Raw genomic sequence first — 16,351 nt, 5'->3', positions numbered from 1 at the left:
GTATGGGGAGTTTTTGAGGGTTTGGTTTGAGGGTCTAGTTTGAGGGGTTTTCTCGCAAGTTATTTATAAGTGTTCTAGAGCTAATGGGATTTGCTTCTCCAGACCTCATTCAAAAAATCAATGAGCTCCCACCAGAAGGCGTATCATATCTACATGAGCAGATAGAGTTTGCTGAGTATCATTGGGGCCGGAAGTAGAGTCGTCACCTATTGTAGCTTTAGATTACGGATATATACGGGGCATTAGCGCAGTTGGAAGCGCATCACACTGGCAGTGTGGGGGTCACGGGGGAGAACTTCATGCGCTCCAATTTCTCCAGACTGGAATTATTGCGTCTGTCTTTCTTTGGGTTCATCCGAAGCATACATTGCCTTCAGGATTATCGGTGTAAGGATTGAACTTAATACTATTAAAAGGATTACAGCTGTAAAGTATCTGCTGTCTATTATTTCAGCTTTAAGACCACGCTGTGCCACAATAAGGGCTACTTCGCCTCTGGTCATCATTCCTACGCCAATCTTTAACGCATCTGAAGTATTATATTTAAGGAGTTTTGCAACAAGTCCACAGCCCACAACTTTTCCAAGCAGTCCAACAATTACAAATGCTGCTGAAAAAGCAAGAATTGTCATATCAACAGTCTTTAAATTGGTCTGAAGTCCTACGCTTGCAAAAAATACGGGACCAAAGATCATATATGAGTTAATATCCATTTTTCTGTCAATGTACTCAGAATTATCCAAAGAGCTTAAGATTATACCGGCTACGTATGCACCTGTGATATCTGCTACTCCAAAATACCTATCTGCAACATAGGCCATGGCAAATGCCAGTGCCAGTCCCATGATTGGAATTCTTCTGGTATGGGGCCATTTGTGTTCAACTTTTTGCATGAGCTTAAAGATTGCTATTCCTACAACAAAAGAAAGAGCAAAGAAAGCAATTGTCTTGATAACAACGACAATCAGATTGGCGTTAGGATCCTTAAGACCAAGAACTGCAGTAAGAACAACGATTCCTATCACATCGTCGATGATAGCGGCGCTCATTATTGTTGTTCCAACATCTGTAGATATTTTTCCAAGCTCTTTTAACACCTGAACTGTAATGCTTACGGAGGTTGCTGTAAGAATTGTTCCTATAAAAAGAGCTCTGATAAATTCCGTAGAACCGGGAGCGGCAAAGCCGTAAAAAGCCATGTACAACACAGCGCCCAGAACCAGAGGAACTGCAACACCGTTACATGCAATTATTGTGGCTTTGATACCGGATTTCTTCAGCTTATCTATATCTGTTTCAAGTCCTGCACTGAACATCAGCAGTATTACACCAATTTCAGCCATTCCGGAAAGAAAATCACCGGCTTCCACAAGATCAAACAATGTGGGACCGATGATCAGCCCTGCAATAATTTCGCCTGCCACCTGAGGGGCGTGGAGCTTTCTGGCTAGAAGCCCAAAGAGTTTTGCACTGACTATTATAATTACTAGATCTCTTAATATTTGAATTGTATCCATTATTTTTCTCCTTTCAGTAAATTCTAATGAATGAGTATGCTCCTTTTGACAAAGTCAGTCAAGGTTTTTTCTGCATGCGCTAGATATGGTAATTTATGACAAAAGCCAATATAATAGGTATGATATGGGGCATTAGCGCAGTTGGGAGCGCGCTTCGCTGGCAGCGAAGAGGTCACGGGGTCAAGTTCCGTACGCTCCATTTGATATATTTAGAGGGAGTTTTTCTGGCTTTTGCCCCATTGAAGTTCAAGGAGAAAAGAGTATTGAAAATCTACATAGTAAGGCATGGTGAAACAAAACTAAACAGCGAAGGGCGGCTCCAGGGATGGATAGATGAACCGCTGATAGAGAGCGGAAGAGAGCTTGCGAAAATTACAGGGCAGAAGCTTTCTGATATCTGCTTTCATGCAGCATACTCTAGCCCTCTAAAAAGAGCATTTGAGACAGGCCAGCTAATAATTTCAGAGAACAAAGCCGGCTCAACTGATAAGATCATCACAGATGATAGGCTCAAAGAAATAAACTTTGGCGAATGGGATGGCCTTTGCTGTACTAAAAGTAACTTTGAAATAGGTGACGACTCTTTTTGGAAGATCTACTCTGACCCCTTTCATTATGAAGGACCAGCAAACGGAGAATCCATCCTTGATGTGTGCAAGAGAACAGGCGCCTTTTGGGATGAACTTGTTTCAGACAAGAGCCTTCAGGATAAGAACGTAATAATTTTCATGCATGGGTGCTCCTTGAGAGCCATGCTCCGAAAAGTTTATCCTGCTGATGAGCCTTTCTGGCATGGACATACGCCTCCTAACTGCAGCGTAAACATTATTGAGGTCGTAGGTGGGGAGGCCAAGCTCATAGAAGATGACAAGGTCTATTATGATGAAAACCTAATCAGCAACGCCTATGATCAGTAAGATGCCGATACAAAAAATAAAAAGAGCTACTTATATGTATATTGGAAAGATCGATAGAAAGAATCTGGAGTGAAACAGTCATGAAAGAACGTATAGAAAAATACATTAGGAAGAAACAACGTGAAAAAGCCATAAAAATGCTTAAGGATAATATTTTCATTATTCTCGGCGTACTGGGGCTCATCATCCTTCTGATCGTCCTAAAGATTCTTAAGAAGAAGGCCAAGAAAAAAGTTAAGGCTAAGATCAAGGAAACAATCAAAAGCGGAATAGATAGCATAAGAGATAAGGAATCATCTTCTAATGGCGACGAAGAAGAGGAAGAATAGAAACAAAAAATACATTCTGAGCGTAATTGCCACAGTGGCAGTTCTTGCTCTCATATATTTGATCACGTATCTCTTAAAGCAATCCATCAATTCAGTTTCGCAGGACCTTGATGGCCCTTATGATGTGGTGAGTGTCATAGATGGTGACACGATCATTGTTAAAAGTGATGGTGGCGATGTCCATGTAAGGCTCATCGGCATAGACACTCCGGAAAGCGTGGCCTCCGACGGCTACAAAGAGAATACTCCTGAGGGAGATAAGGCATCTGAGTATACCAGAAACCTCCTTGAAGGTAATAGTGTTTACCTTGAGTATGACAAGGAACAAACTGACAGCTACCAAAGAACTCTGGCTTATGTATACCTCCCCGATGGGAGTACAATGGTAAATGAGCTCCTCATAAAAAACGGATATGCTAAAACCATGGAGATCGAGCCCAATACCAAATACGCAGAGAGGTTTGCAGCTCAGGAGCTGATTGCCAAAGAGCAGAAAGCAGGCTTCTGGGGAACAGGATTTTTTAATTAAAAGTACGGAAATAGTAATTAATGTTAGATAACATTGAAGTATTTACGCAAAGCAGTATAAGAATAAAAGATAAAACCAGAACAATCTATGTGGATCCTTTTCAGATGAAAAGTGACCCCCATGATGCTGACTACGTTTTCATAACATATTCTCATTCAGACCACTTTTCAATCGAGGACATAAGAAAAGTCATAAAAAGCAGCACAGTACTTGTAGTCCCGGCAAGAATGGAGGATGATGCCAGGGAACTCTCTGCAGAAGTTAAGAGCATTATTCCCCTAAAACCAGGGATCTATAAGGAATTATCCGGATTAGAAGTTGAAACGATTCCTGCATACAATACAGTTAAGCCATTTCATCCAAGAAGGGCAGAATGGCTTGGATATATCTTACGGATCAACGGGAAAAGGGTCTATATTGCCGGAGATACCGGCGCAACAAAAGAGGCAAAGCAAGTCAGATGTGATATCGCACTTGTCCCTGTAGGCGGAACATATACGATGGATGTTAAAAGAGCTGCAGAGCTCGTAAACATCATTCGTCCCGAGTATGCAATTCCCACACATTACGGCAGTATTGTAGGGAAAAAGACTGATGGGAAGGCATTTGCAAAGCTTGTATCTTCTCCTGTAAAGGTGATAGAGAAGATACAGTATTTCGAATGAAAATTCAGCATCGCCTGAAAGAAATATTTAAAGGAAAGCAGATATTGTAGGTTAGTTATGATTGTTTCTCAGTACTTTGTCGAATTTATTCTGTACAGCTTTCTGGGTTGGGTGTGGGAATCCATATACTGCACTGTAAAAGAAAAGAAATGGGCCGACAGAGGCTTTCTTTTCGGACCCATCTGTCCCATATATGGCTCATGTGTAGTGGGCGCATCATTAGTTCTTGTACTTTTTCCAAGGCTTTCGGAACCTGATTTTCCTGTATGGATATTGTTTATCCTATGTTATATAGGAAGCGCCATAGCAGAATTTGGTACCTCATGGGTTCTGGAAAAAAGATTCCATGCCAGATGGTGGGATTACAGTAAAATGCCGCTCAATATACAGGGGAGGATATGCGTCCCTGTAAGCTGCACATTTGGGATAGCCGGTGTTCTTATCATAAAGTATCTGCTTCCGCTGATAGCATTTGCAAGAGGGCTTATCCCACCACTAATCTATGAGCTTCTTGCCCTATGCTTCGCAATCTTGTTCGGTGCAGATTTTGCTATGACAGAAGTCAGCCTTTCACAGCTGCTTGAGGAAGTTGAAAAAATCCACGCCGAATTTAACGAAAAAGCCCAGGAAAGATACGATAAAGTCGCAGAGATTCCAGAAAATATCAAAAACAGAATTGAGAGGAGCAGAGCTTTTATAGAAAGAAGTAATGTCAATCAAAAGAGGATTGTAGATAATATTAAAAGTTTTACACCATTGCTTAATAGTAGCAGCGAGCATAATCGTGGAAGGGAGCTTGTTCTTGACAGTCTTAAGACTGCCCTCCGTGACCATCGCGATCATAGTAGAAAATGAAAAATGAGCTTAAAGTAAAGAAGAGGTTTTAGCGTGATAGATCAGAAACAAGCCAGAGAAATATTAAAACAAAAGCTGGCAGATAATCTTGTTATTGTAAACTCATTTAAGGATCCGGAGTATTGGTGTTTCGGACTTGGTCTTGTCAGAGAAGACGGGGATATCATGCCGCTTATGGGAGACAGCACAATAAGGATCAGTAAAGAAACCGGAGAGATGGAGTAGGACTATGAACGATATACTTTGTGAACAGCTATCCCGTGATTACTGTTGCTCTCGGGAAGATGTAATTGATGATAAAAACCACTTTACTAAGTATAGCCCTGTAGATGGCAGGCGCAGATACCAGGAAAAAGAAGAATGCTACCTTAAGCTTGTATGTGTTAACGGAAAGCTCCTGTTTACCGGCAGAGAAGATATTATTGCCTGGTGTCAGGAAAACTTTGAAAGTTATGGTTCTGAGTGGTTTATGGAAGCAAAAAACCTTCGAAAGCTGAACGACAGACTGCATCAGGATGGATACCAGATAGGCATGTCCCATCCGTTTTATATATCCGAGGAAAAATCTGATGTAGACACTTCCGGATATGATATTAAGTGGTATCGGGGCAAGGAAATCGAGCAGTTTAGGGGAGATAACAGGTTCTGCGAAGCTTATACCTTCTGCAAAACTGCACCTGACATGGTAGGTGTCGCAGCCATAAAGGATGGTGAAATCCTTGGTATGGCAGGGGCAAGCATGGACAGTCCTATGATGTGGCAGATAGGAATAAATGTGGAGCCAAACGGAAGACAGAAGGGCATAGGAAAGATGCTTGTTGCGCTTCTTAAAAATGAGATCCTTGATAAGGGAAGGCTTCCATATTACGGTACTTCCATGGGACATATCGCTTCCCAAAAGGTTGCTATCGGTTCAGGGTTTGTACCGGCCTGGGCAGAACTTGTAACAGATAGGCTCGAATGATTTTCACATATACTGTCATTTTGGAGAGGACATGCGATGCAATCAGAGTCCACAAACAAATCTCAAAAGAATAATAAGCGGAGAATCCTGATTGTATGTTTTGTTGCTTTTTTCCTGCTTGGTATTTACTTTTTAATTGGAAAACCTATGATTGCTTTTGTTGGTGATGCAGATGGATTTCAAGAATATGTTAAAAGCAGAGGCATCTTTGGACTATTAGTGTTTGGATTTTTTGTTTTTTTACAGACACTCTCAAACTGCATACCAGGACTTCCGTTTTATCTTGCTGCTGGCGCTGCATTTGGAGGCATTAAGGGAGCAATCATTTGTGATATATTTGCAACTATGGCAAACACAACTGCATTCCTCTTGGGAAAGAAATTTGGAAGAGATTTTTTGCTTCTGCTTTTTCCCAAAAGTAAATTGGAACAGGTTGAAAATCTTGTTCTAAATAAAAATCCGGTATTAGTACATGTTCTGTTCATGCTTTTACCATTACCAAAAGATACGTATGCATGGCTTGGCTTTTATTCAAAAGAAAATGTGGTCCAATGGATCCTGATCACTTTTGTTGCAAGGTTTCCGCATATCTTTATCTATACATTCGGAGCTGAAAAGATGCTAGAGAACCAATACAGCTATATTGCTGCGGGCGCGATCATTGCAGTAGTCGTTTACCTGGCTGTTGCTATGCTTATTAAGAAAAAAACTGTTAATAGTGGTGAATAAATGGCACTATATGCACTTGGAGATCTCCATCTGTCTTTTCAGGCAGACAAACCAATGGATGTATTCGGAAAAGCATGGAGAAATCACGAAAAAAGAATGTGAAAAGCAGCTTTGTAAATTATTTAGTTAAACGCGTATTTCTCAGATTAAAAGCACACTATTCTATAGGTGTTGCGTTTAGTCTGAGAATTCTTTTTTTCTATATATCAAGACGTATTTCGAATATGGGTCTCTTGTGTTCATATGATGATCAACACATTATATGAAAGACAGGTGAAAAAATGTCTCATATGACATTAGATGATCGTGTTTATATTCAGGAAGGTCTTGATAATAATCTTAATCCTAATCTGATATCTAGAAAGATAGGAAAATCCCATTCAACTGTAATCAGAGAAATTGAAAAGCATCGTGTATTTAAAGGAAAACGTTATGAAGGTGCAAAAGTTTATTGAACTTACTCATGAGAAATACTATGCTGAGCTTTCAGAGTACTTTGGGGATACAATCATTGCTTTTTTTACAGACGAACCCAATATCCTTGGACGAAATGCCGTGTCAGTATAGTATGAAGGGTGACGTGATGATATGAATCAGGATTTGTTTCCGGATGGGGCAAGCTTTTCAGATTTTGTCTCTTGAATAAAACTTTTGGATGTTTCGTTAAGTAATTTTCATTCCAATCTTAAGGTTTCTGAGCATACCCTTGCCATATATTCAGGAGATTCTTTCATACCGTTTTTTATCCATGTCAGCGACACTTCCCATAAGCCGGCAGCAATACCTCTGGCAATATATTCATGATGGGAAGCGTATTCGCTGTCTGAGGCAATACATAAGGCATTATAGAACATATCCGTAAAAGAGATATTTGAATTACGGATAAGTACACACATGTCTTTATCGGAGTGCAGCCTTGAAAACACCTTTAAAAACCACTCATACGTGTTACTTTTCTGCAACAGTCCTGTCAAAGAAGCGCTGAGCTCGTCAGTTATGTTTTTTGTAATGTCTTGAATGATAGCCTCTTTTGAAGGATAATTTCTGTAGACAGAAGCTCTTGAAGCTCCTGATTTTTTTATTATCATGGTCATATTTATATCTTTGTACGGATGCTCTTTCATCAATCCGATCAGCGCATCACAGATGCATTCTTTAGTAATTCTATTGGACTCCTTATTTGACATTCTTCGTATATTTCTTTTTTCAAGCTCTGTGGACATTTTGGCCTCCATTTGTATTGTCACGACATTTTGTAAAATTGTGTATCAAATACGCACAACATATTGTTTGACATTTGTATAGATGATATAAATGTATTATCAGACAGATGTTTTGTCAATATTCATAAAAATACTGGGAGACGATATGAACACATTTACAAATATTTCACATGCAGCGCAAAGACAAGCTTTTAGTATCCTGATAGACAAATTCCTTGGCCATCTTGATAAGACTGATGACCGCACCAAAACATACTTAAAGCTCGTTGATGAAGCAGAACGCTTTTGGGGAAAGAAGGCTGCTGATCCTGAAAAACTGGAAGCTGTTAGACGTGCATTTAAGGATCCGGATAACCGCTGGGTAAACTTTATAAACAGAGTAGTGGATGAAACTGATCCGCATATAGCCAAAATGACCATGCTCAATCTGGGGTACGAGGCTTTCTTCAGGGGAACAAAGACTATACGGAAGAACAGGGAAAAATACGGCTGTAACATACCATGGCTTATACTTTTTGATCCTACTTCTGCCTGCAATATGCACTGTAAAGGATGCTGGTCAGGCACTTATGGACCAAAGAACAATTTGTCTTTTGCCGATATGGATAAGATAGTAACTCAGGGAAAAGAGCTGGGCGTGTATCTCTATATGATGACAGGTGGAGAGCCCCTTGTCAGGAAGGCAGATATACTTAAGCTTGCAGAAAAGCATAATGATGTGCAGTTCGGAATATATAGTAATTCAACTCTTGTGGATGATGATTTTTGTAAAGAGGTTGTACGGCTGGGAAATATTACATTCATGCTTTCCATAGAGGGGACACCTGAAACTAATGATGCAAGAAGAGGAATCGGTCATTATGATGCAGTGATGAATGCAATGTCTCTTTTCAAAAAATACGGGATTCTCTTTGGTACATCTATTTGCTATACAAGAAATAATATTGAAGCCGTGACAAATCCTGAATTTATAAAGTATATTGCAGAAAAAGGCGCGAGATTTGGCTTTTTCTTCCACTATATGCCGGTTGGAAATAATGCGGTACCGGAGCTGATGCCTACCGTAGAGCAGAGAAAGCTGATGATAGAACGTATCAGATGGATTCGCTCAAACGAATGTGATACAGGCTTCTTTCCGATGGATTTTCAGAATGACGGAGAAGCTGTAGGTGGATGTATTGCAGGTGGAAGGAATTATTTCCATATTAACTCAAGCGGAGATGCAGAACCTTGCGTTTTCATCCATTTTTCAAACACTAATATACATGACAATTCTATTTTGGAAATGCTAAAGAGTCCGCTTTTCATGGAATATCATAAGGGACAGCCCTTTAATAAAAATCACTTAAGACCGTGTCCGATGCTCGAAAATCCAAAACTTCTAAGGGAGATGGTGGAAAGATCAAAAGCACATGGCACAAATGAAGAATCGGAGGAGAGTGTAGAGCATTTATGTGCAAAGTGTGATGACTATGCTCTCAAGTGGGCCCCTGCTGCCGATGAGATTTGGAAATCGCAGCCACATCAAAAAAAGAAGTATGAAAATTATGCACCGGCTAATAGGATAGAAAATGATAATATTATGAGATTTGAAGAGAAGAAAACAGGCCTTGCCAAAGATTTCAAAAAACATGCATGATTAAAGATAAGCGTTTTTCCAAAATACGGCTTAATACTCTGGATTTGTCAGAAGCTATTATTCACCTGAATCAGTGAAGTTAAGGGCATAAAAAATAAGCCAGAGTGCTGAAAAACTCTGGCTTTGTGTGCATTTAGTTCGATAATTTATTTATTAAAAAGTGTGCGTTTACCCTGAAAATTTACCGTACAAAGCAGCTTAATGCTTTGTAAATATAAACAAAGAATTAATAAAAGATATCTTGAATTCAGAATTGAATGTGATACAATCATATTGTATTAAATTGTTTAAATTGATAAAGATGGAAATATAGCTGAAAGGTTTATACCTTCAGAGAAGCCGGATACCTTAGTGTGAAGCATTGAAAAACAATTGAACAAATAAACAGCAGGAGGTTTAAGATGAAGTCAGGAAATGTAATATTGGCAGTAGTAGCAATACTCTTTGGTGGATGTCTTTTCATCCACAGACGTGTGATCAAGTCCCTGATCACAGGGGAGGAGATGCCTAAAGCACCAGCATGGCATACATGGGTTCCTGAAGATAAAAGGCGCTCATAACTTTCTTAGAAAATCAACTTGCCTAACTGGTTCTTATAGTTGGATATACCATAAACTCTCGACATCTGGTCGGGAGTTTTTTAGGATGAAAGCAGTCATTGAATGGCTGCTTTTATTATGTCTGAAACTCGGAACATGATGTCTGAACATCGGACGATTTTGAAGCTGTTTCTACTATATTATATAAGAGTCTTAAGACTAACAACATATTGCTTTTGGTTTTCATCGTTTCAAAGGAGGGAAAGATGGCGGCTGAAAATGATTTTCTACTTATTTATGCGGAATCTGACAACGGCAAGAGGATCGATATCATATTTGAACACTATGATAACTTTCTTGAGCTGGCGGATATGTTTGAAGGAAGGCTCTTTGATGATATTAAGGAAGAGAAGGCTTTTAACCGGAGAGAGGCAAGAGGAGATCTTGGTATCAGGGTCCAGACCTCAGGGAAGAGTGATCCGACCTGCATGGAGGCGACAGGAAATCTGACCCTGATACAGGATATACAGGATGGGAACATTGATGATGCCATGAAGGGGGCGGATGAGGATATGAAGCACGACATCCAGATCCAGGCTCTTCAGGATATGAGGACAGATTATAAGGACCTCAATGATGCGATGGTCATCCTTCCAAGAAAGCAGAGAAATGAAGTCAAAGACCTTCTTACAGGAGAAAGAGATCTCCAGCAGATTGCGGATGACAGCAAGAACTATTACGACTCTGCCAAGTCAAGGGTTTACCGCAACCGCAGCAAGGTAAAGAAAAAGGCAATAGAATTCATAGAAGATACAAGAAGAAAACAGATGAGAAGATGGAAGGAGTTGTGCAATGCCAAAGATGAGGAAGCAATTGGAGGAAAAAGAACTGAGGGAACTGGTGATGTCGGGTCAGAAAAAATACGTAACCTACAAGGAGGCGATGCTTCTGTATTCTCTGGGGAGACACTCTATAGAAGAGCTGGCTAAAGATGCAAAAGCAAGGTATTACGTGAAGGGACGTGTTCTGATCGATACGATTAAGGTAAATGATCACATAGAAAATAATTGTGAGTATGATGAGTAATCCATAGGGATCCATACAGATACACACAAGTCCAAATAGCAGCATTTATGCGGTTTTTGGGATTTTTAAGAGGATAAATATGGATTGAAACTGAGGAATATGACGGATTATAATGAACTTATGAACCGGCTATTCCTCTTTTTATTAGATAAATGGAGGAATCAAATGCCAAGAAAAGATAATAGAGGATATGTTCTGCATAGCGGTGAGTATCAGAGAGCAGACGGCAGATACTGCTTTGCCTACACAGACCGCACAGGTAAAAGACATCAGATCTATTCAAAGACACTGGTTGGAATGAGGGAGCGCAAGAAAAAACTCCTGCGCGACTATGAGGATGGACTCGACCCTCATAAGGCAGGCACGATCGAAGTGAGCCATATGGTTGACAGTTACCTTGCTACCAAGTATGACCTTAAGGTATCTACAAGAGGAGCTTACAGGAACAGTGCCAAGTACATTGATGAGGGGATTGGAAAATGTAAGATTGTCGATATCAAGTACTCAGATATCAAGAGGTTCTACTATGGCCTGATGATTGACAAGGGACTAAAGGCAACCACAGTTGATCACGTGAACACGGTGCTCCATCCTGCTTTCCAGATGGCAGTAAGGGACGGGCTTATCAGAACCAATCCTACAGAAGGGGTAATGAACGAGATAAAGCACAGCAGGTACTGGATCAAGGAAAAGAGATTTGCCCTTTCTATTCCGGAGCAGAAGCAGTTTATGGATTTCCTTCGCTCCAGCAGCAAATATCACGGATGGCTTCCGATTTTCACAATCCTTCTGGGAACCGGGATGAGAATAGGAGAATGCCTCGGTCTTACCTGGGATGACCTTGATTTCGAGAAGCGTATCATCAGTGTCAACCATTCACTTAGCGACAGACCTGATGAGGAGGGCGACTGCAGAAAGCGTATTGAGACTACAACCAAGACTGCCGCCGGAATGAGGACAATTCCCATGGTACAGGAAGTGTTTGATGCTTTTCTTATGGAATATGAGTTCCAGAAGATCATCGGTTTCTGCGAGGAAGAAGTGGATGGCTATTCTGGATTTGTCTTTTCCACGGGTAGCAGAACCGTACAGATGGCAGGAGCAGTCAACCGCGCACTCCACAGCATCATAGATGATGCCAACAAGCTGGAGGAAAGACTAGCAAAGCAGGAGAAGAGAGAACCTATTATGATACCGCAGATATCAGCCCACAATCTCAGACATACATTCTGCACGAGGCTGTGCGAGAATGAGTCCAACTTGAAAGTCATCCAGTCGATCATGGGCCATCATGACATCTCAACGACCATGGACATCTATGCAGAATGTACCGGAGAAAAGAAGCAGGAAGTGATGGCAAATCTTGAAGGCAAGATCATCATCTGAATGACACAGGTATGTCTTTGGACATGGAAGGCGTCATTTGGATTAAAAATTTACGGAAAGGTAATGACAAATGGATCGGGAAGTATTATACTGAACTTAGTACAAAGTTCAGAGATGTAAACGAACTGAAATGTGCATCAGCAGATATTGAAAGATATCGATTATGATTCATCGGGTTCTCCATCATGGAGATTATCCATAGGTGTCCAAAGAGGGCACGTCCTGCACCAAAAAGGACAGCAGATAAGGTACACTCTACGACGCGCTATGGATAAAAGTCAGTCCCGAGACCTTTCTAAAACGAACGTGTATGACATGCTAAGACACGGTATGGAAGAATCAGTAAGGATTTTCCCGACACTTAAGTCACTGGGCAAATAAAGCCAGTAAACATGCGGGTTACAGGGAATCACATATTTTTACTGCAACAATACTACAACAGATTGAGCCCATATACACGGGAATAATCGGGAAGTAGTTGCATAGACAAATCAATAAAGTACTCATTTTAGAGTCATTCTTGAACGAAAATTCAGGAATGGCTCTTTTTGTTTTTGTGACATGCGAAAGACCTCTGCAGGAACTCATCCCAAAAAGAGATTACGGAGGTAGCATATGGATTTTGATGATGAGGAATATCAGGACCTTGAAAGAAAACAGGAAGTCCGCAATAAGGCAAGAATGTTTTGTAGGAAGCTAATCAGATACAAAGAAGCAGAGTACATCTACAGTATTCAGCACAAGAAGCTATTAGAGCTCGCTGATAAGGCGGGAGCTCTCTATCGGATTGATGGGTACGTTCTCATAAACATAGAGATATTTGAAGCATATCTGGAAAGGTTCCACCAGCCACCTAAGATGACCAAGACAGGGGGAAGGAAGAAATGAGCGGATGTATCTGGAAGTTCTCACAGTATTTGGACGATGAAGATTTGATGTTTGCCCATAAGGTAATGGTCACATATAAGCTTGCCGGAGAATATTACGGAATTGGAGAGAAACCGATGATAAGGATGGCATGGGCATCCGGGGCAGTCTATAAGATCGGGAAAAGAGTCCTGATAAGACGGGATATTTTTGAAGAGTATCTTAGAGCCCACCAGAAGCAGGTAGATAAGCTCATCGAAGGTGATGAGGAAAAATTATTAAAAATCTTTGAAGCAAAGGCAAAGGAGGAAGATGAAAATGAGTAAAGTTATCGCAATCGCAAATCAGAAAGGTGGTGTGGGAAAAACCACAACAGCAGTGAATTTAGGAGCAGGACTTGCTGCTCAGGGTAAGAAGGTACTTTTACTGGATACGGATCCACAGGGCAGTCTTTCAATCTGTATGGGATATACAGAGCCTGACAAGCTGGATGTAACAATTGCAACAGTAATTGAGAAGCTTGTTAATGAGGAAGATATTCCGGAGGGATATGCTATTTTGAAGCATTCAGAGAATATTGACTTGCTTCCGTCAAATATAGGGCTGTCTGCAGCCGAGGTTTCACTTGTAAATGTTATGAGCAGAGAACTTGTCTTGAAGGATTATGTGGATCAGATCAAGGAGCAGTACGATTTCGTTGTGATTGACTGCATGCCATCTCTTGGAATTATGACAGTAAATGCTCTGGCCTGTGCAGACACAGTGCTCATCCCGGTACAGAGTGCTTTCCTTCCGGTTAAAGGTCTTCAGGCACTCATCAAGACTATTTATACAGTAAAGCGCAGGCTTAACTCTAAATTGGAGATTGAAGGAATTTTACTGACCATGGTTGATAACCGCACAAATTATGCAAAAGAAATTGTAGCTGAAGTTAATGAGGTATATGGAAAGAGCCTTCCTGTATTTCCTATAGAGATACCACTTTCAATAAGAGCTTCAGAGACCAGCGCAATCAGTAAGAGCATATTTGAGTATGACCCCAAAGGAAAAGTTGCAGCTGCTTATACAGCACTTACAGATGTAGTGATCAGAAATTCATAAGGAGGGCGGACAGATGGCAGTAAAGAGAGAAAAGATAAAGTTTGAATCAGTGGAGCAGCTCTTAGGAGCACCAATAACAAGTGAAACAACAGTAGAACTGGAAATAAACCATATCAGGCCATTTAAAGGTCATCCCTTTAAAGTTGTAGATGACAGCCGTATGGAAGATCTGGTAAAGAGCATTTCCTTAAATGGTGTCCTGACACCGGTGATTGTAAGAGAAATAGCTGATCCTGGAATGTATGAAATGATTTCCGGTCACAGGAGGATGCATGCTGCTAAGCTGGCGGGGCTACGAACAATCCCTGCAGTAATAAAGAAGTTCACTGATGAAGAAGCTACCATAGCCATGGTTGACGCGAATGTTCAACGAGAAGAGATACTTCCCAGTGAAAGAGCTTATTCATTAAAGATGAAGATGGAAGCTCTTAACAGCAGACAGGGTAAAAGAACAGATTTAACTTGTGGCAATGATTGCCACAAGTTGGAAGAGGCAGGAACAAAGTCAAGAGCCATAGTGGGTAAAGAGGCAGGGATGAGTGAAAGGTCGGTTCAGAATTATATAAAGCTGACAGAGCTGGTGCCGGAAGTCATGGATCTTGTTGATCAGAAGAAAATCGGTGTAACAATGGGCGTTGATGTTGCAGGCTTCGATAAAGAACTTCAGAGTTGGATTTATGAATATTACAGAGATAACAATTTCCTCAAGCCAGTACAGATACAGGCACTGAAGGAAACACCCAATCTGGAGAATATCGCACAGAGAACTGTGATACAGATTATGAACGATGCTCTTCCGGATAGTAACAGCAAAGCTAATGGTAAGGTAACACTTTCAGAAAAGAAACTTGATAAATACTTTCCACCACATTTCAGCAGCAAACAAAGGGAAATGGTAATCGTGGGCTTGCTTGAAAAGTGGCATGAGGAACAAAAATAAAACAGTTGGGAGGAACATTCCGTGGGAAATAAATTAGATCTAAATTACTTCTATGGGGCTGAGGCTGATCAGTTCAACTTTATAAAGATACCAAAGCCACTCTTATTTGATCCTATGTATAAGAACGTGAATCTGGAGGAGGCTCTTACTTATTCCATGCTCCTTGACAGGATGAATCTGTCTATCAAAAATAACTGGTTCGACGAACTTGGAAGGGCCTATGTATACTGCTCTATCGAGACAATAATGGAGTTTGCAAACTGTGGCAGAAATAAAGCAGGCGAAATCCTTAAGAATCTTGATGCCATCGGCCTTATTGAAAAGGTTCTGATTCCTGGGAGAGGTCTTAAGATTTACGTAAAAAATTTTATTCCTAAGAGTACACCAAAATTTGAAAATCAAATTTTAGGAAAAGCAGAGGAACTGCTTTCGGGTATGGAAGGGAACGGCAGGGAGCTTGTGGATAACTCTGAGGTAGCCCATAATTCAAACAGCGGTGTTTGTTTTTCAAATGCCCCTGTTTATGAATCAAACCCCACCCAACCTGAAAGTAAATCTGAGGTCGTTTATTTTTTAAACACAAATAAGAACAATATAAATAATAACAGTCTTAGTAATAACAAATCTAATCAGACCATATCAATTACCGGCACTGCCAAATTGATGGGATACGATGATGATGAGAGAGCCTATGCAGATATTATCCGTGAGAACATCAGTCTTGATATCCTTATGGACCGTTATCCCTGTGACAGAGATTTTCTGCAGGGCGTTTATGATCTGATCCTTGAGACTGTACTCACCACCAGTGATTACATTCTTGTTGCCAGCAGCCAGTACTCTGCCAATTTTGTAAAGAGCAAGCTCCTAAAACTCAATTCAATGCACATTGAGTACGTGATGGACTGTTGGAATAAAAACAAAGAAAAGCCAAGAAATGTGAAGAAGTATCTCCTTGCAGCCCTGTTCAATGCTCCAAGTACCATGGGAGCCTTTTATCAGGCTGAAGTAAATCATGATATGGCTTATGGGGCGTGCGAGGCATGATATAATTTAAAGAGTGAA

The 16,351-nt window shown here is 40.6% G+C and carries 22 protein-coding genes, 1 tRNA gene and 1 pseudogene; 22 read left to right on the top strand and 2 right to left on the bottom strand.

The features are described from left to right. Positions 1 to 326: 326 nt before the first annotated feature. Positions 327 to 1,517 (bottom strand): cation:proton antiporter, encoded by a 1,191-nt coding sequence (locus tag G633_RS0111185; RefSeq protein ID WP_022770083.1) that lies wholly within the window; start codon positions 1,515 to 1,517, stop codon positions 327 to 329. Between the two features lie 126 nt (positions 1,518 to 1,643). Between G633_RS0111185 and G633_RS0111180 the strand changes: the two genes are divergently transcribed. The 12 genes and pseudogenes from G633_RS0111180 to G633_RS20350 all read left to right on the top strand — a co-directional run bounded on the left by G633_RS0111180 (position 1,644) and on the right by G633_RS20350 (position 7,072). Beyond that, positions 1,644 to 1,716: transfer RNA gene (locus G633_RS0111180), tRNA-Ala, on the top strand. Between the two features lie 64 nt (positions 1,717 to 1,780). Beyond that, entirely contained in the window at positions 1,781 to 2,434 is a 654-nt protein-coding gene (locus G633_RS0111175) for a histidine phosphatase family protein (protein WP_026512608.1), read from the top strand. 137 nt (positions 2,435 to 2,571) lie between these two features. Continuing rightward, positions 2,572 to 2,763 (top strand): hypothetical protein, encoded by a 192-nt coding sequence (locus G633_RS0111170; RefSeq protein ID WP_207638109.1) that lies wholly within the window; start codon positions 2,572 to 2,574, stop codon positions 2,761 to 2,763. Next, positions 2,738 to 3,292 carry a thermonuclease family protein gene (locus G633_RS0111165; protein ID WP_022770080.1) on the top strand — a complete coding sequence of 185 codons (555 nt, stop codon included), beginning with the start codon at positions 2,738 to 2,740 and terminating at the stop codon, positions 3,290 to 3,292. Before G633_RS0111170 ends, G633_RS0111165 begins: the two co-directional genes overlap by 26 nt. 20 nt (positions 3,293 to 3,312) lie before the next feature. Beyond that, positions 3,313 to 3,957 (top strand): MBL fold metallo-hydrolase, encoded by a 645-nt coding sequence (locus G633_RS0111160; protein WP_022770079.1) that lies wholly within the window; start codon positions 3,313 to 3,315, stop codon positions 3,955 to 3,957. 57 nt (positions 3,958 to 4,014) lie between these two features. Further along, positions 4,015 to 4,812, top strand: coding sequence for a putative ABC transporter permease (locus G633_RS0111155; protein WP_022770077.1), 798 nt, complete (start codon positions 4,015 to 4,017; stop codon positions 4,810 to 4,812). A 33-nt stretch (positions 4,813 to 4,845) separates the two neighbouring features. Beyond that, positions 4,846 to 5,037, top strand: coding sequence for a hypothetical protein (locus G633_RS0111150; RefSeq protein WP_022770076.1), 192 nt, complete (start codon positions 4,846 to 4,848; stop codon positions 5,035 to 5,037). Positions 5,038 to 5,041: 4 nt separating this feature from the next. Further along, positions 5,042 to 5,776 carry a GNAT family N-acetyltransferase gene (locus tag G633_RS0111145; RefSeq protein ID WP_022770074.1) on the top strand — a complete coding sequence of 245 codons (735 nt, stop codon included), beginning with the start codon at positions 5,042 to 5,044 and terminating at the stop codon, positions 5,774 to 5,776. A gap of 36 nt (positions 5,777 to 5,812) precedes the next feature. Further along, positions 5,813 to 6,505 carry a TVP38/TMEM64 family protein gene (locus tag G633_RS0111140; RefSeq protein WP_022770073.1) on the top strand — a complete coding sequence of 231 codons (693 nt, stop codon included), beginning with the start codon at positions 5,813 to 5,815 and terminating at the stop codon, positions 6,503 to 6,505. Then, a pseudogene (locus G633_RS20445) lies at positions 6,506 to 6,604 on the top strand (metallophosphoesterase); the annotation flags it as partial. Positions 6,605 to 6,786: 182 nt separating this feature from the next. Continuing rightward, positions 6,787 to 6,960, top strand: coding sequence for a helix-turn-helix domain-containing protein (locus G633_RS20495; protein ID WP_081647180.1), 174 nt, complete (start codon positions 6,787 to 6,789; stop codon positions 6,958 to 6,960). Beyond that, positions 6,938 to 7,072, top strand: a complete 135-nt coding sequence (locus G633_RS20350) for a hypothetical protein (RefSeq protein WP_022770070.1) — start codon at positions 6,938 to 6,940, stop codon at positions 7,070 to 7,072. The genes G633_RS20495 and G633_RS20350 overlap by 23 nt, the downstream gene beginning before the upstream one ends. 107 nt (positions 7,073 to 7,179) lie before the next feature. Here the strand turns inward: G633_RS20350 and G633_RS0111125 are convergent, their stop codons facing one another. Continuing rightward, a complete protein-coding gene (locus G633_RS0111125) occupies positions 7,180 to 7,728 on the bottom strand; it encodes a TetR/AcrR family transcriptional regulator (RefSeq protein ID WP_022770068.1) in 549 nt (182 codons plus the stop codon). A gap of 145 nt (positions 7,729 to 7,873) precedes the next feature. Between G633_RS0111125 and G633_RS0111120 the strand changes: the two genes are divergently transcribed. The 10 genes from G633_RS0111120 (at position 7,874) to G633_RS0111080 (ending at position 16,333) form a co-directional block, all read left to right on the top strand. Then, positions 7,874 to 9,367: a radical SAM protein gene (locus tag G633_RS0111120; protein ID WP_022770067.1), complete on the top strand. Its 1,494-nt coding sequence runs from the start codon at positions 7,874 to 7,876 to the stop codon at positions 9,365 to 9,367. Positions 9,368 to 9,768: 401 nt separating this feature from the next. Further along, positions 9,769 to 9,927, top strand: a complete 159-nt coding sequence (locus tag G633_RS19955) for a hypothetical protein (protein WP_022770065.1) — start codon at positions 9,769 to 9,771, stop codon at positions 9,925 to 9,927. 245 nt (positions 9,928 to 10,172) lie between these two features. Continuing rightward, a complete protein-coding gene (locus G633_RS19950) occupies positions 10,173 to 10,895 on the top strand; it encodes a hypothetical protein (RefSeq protein WP_022770064.1) in 723 nt (240 codons plus the stop codon). Continuing rightward, positions 10,810 to 10,992 carry a DUF6462 family protein gene (locus G633_RS20440; protein WP_334290988.1) on the top strand — a complete coding sequence of 61 codons (183 nt, stop codon included), beginning with the start codon at positions 10,810 to 10,812 and terminating at the stop codon, positions 10,990 to 10,992. The genes G633_RS19950 and G633_RS20440 overlap by 86 nt, the downstream gene beginning before the upstream one ends. A gap of 165 nt (positions 10,993 to 11,157) precedes the next feature. Continuing rightward, positions 11,158 to 12,378, top strand: coding sequence for a site-specific integrase (locus tag G633_RS0111105; RefSeq protein WP_022770063.1), 1,221 nt, complete (start codon positions 11,158 to 11,160; stop codon positions 12,376 to 12,378). Between the two features lie 615 nt (positions 12,379 to 12,993). Next, on the top strand, positions 12,994 to 13,266 hold the full coding sequence (locus tag G633_RS0111100; RefSeq protein WP_026519969.1) for a DUF6462 family protein: 273 nt from the start codon (positions 12,994 to 12,996) through the stop codon (positions 13,264 to 13,266). After that, a complete protein-coding gene (locus tag G633_RS0111095) occupies positions 13,263 to 13,571 on the top strand; it encodes an excisionase (protein ID WP_026518386.1) in 309 nt (102 codons plus the stop codon). The genes G633_RS0111100 and G633_RS0111095 overlap by 4 nt, the downstream gene beginning before the upstream one ends. Beyond that, positions 13,564 to 14,346 (top strand): ParA family protein, encoded by a 783-nt coding sequence (locus G633_RS0111090; protein WP_026518387.1) that lies wholly within the window; start codon positions 13,564 to 13,566, stop codon positions 14,344 to 14,346. The genes G633_RS0111095 and G633_RS0111090 overlap by 8 nt, the downstream gene beginning before the upstream one ends. Positions 14,347 to 14,359: 13 nt before the next feature. Continuing rightward, positions 14,360 to 15,286, top strand: coding sequence for a ParB/RepB/Spo0J family partition protein (locus G633_RS0111085; RefSeq protein WP_026518388.1), 927 nt, complete (start codon positions 14,360 to 14,362; stop codon positions 15,284 to 15,286). A 21-nt stretch (positions 15,287 to 15,307) separates the two neighbouring features. After that, positions 15,308 to 16,333, top strand: a complete 1,026-nt coding sequence (locus G633_RS0111080) for a DUF6017 domain-containing protein (RefSeq protein WP_026519968.1) — start codon at positions 15,308 to 15,310, stop codon at positions 16,331 to 16,333. Positions 16,334 to 16,351: the final 18 nt, after the last annotated feature.

The sequence above is a fragment of the Butyrivibrio sp. FCS006 genome (assembly GCF_000424525.1).
Classification (GTDB): domain Bacteria; phylum Bacillota; class Clostridia; order Lachnospirales; family Lachnospiraceae; genus Butyrivibrio.
Note: the sequence above shows the minus strand (reverse complement) of the source record. Positions and strands in the feature narration are given on the sequence as shown.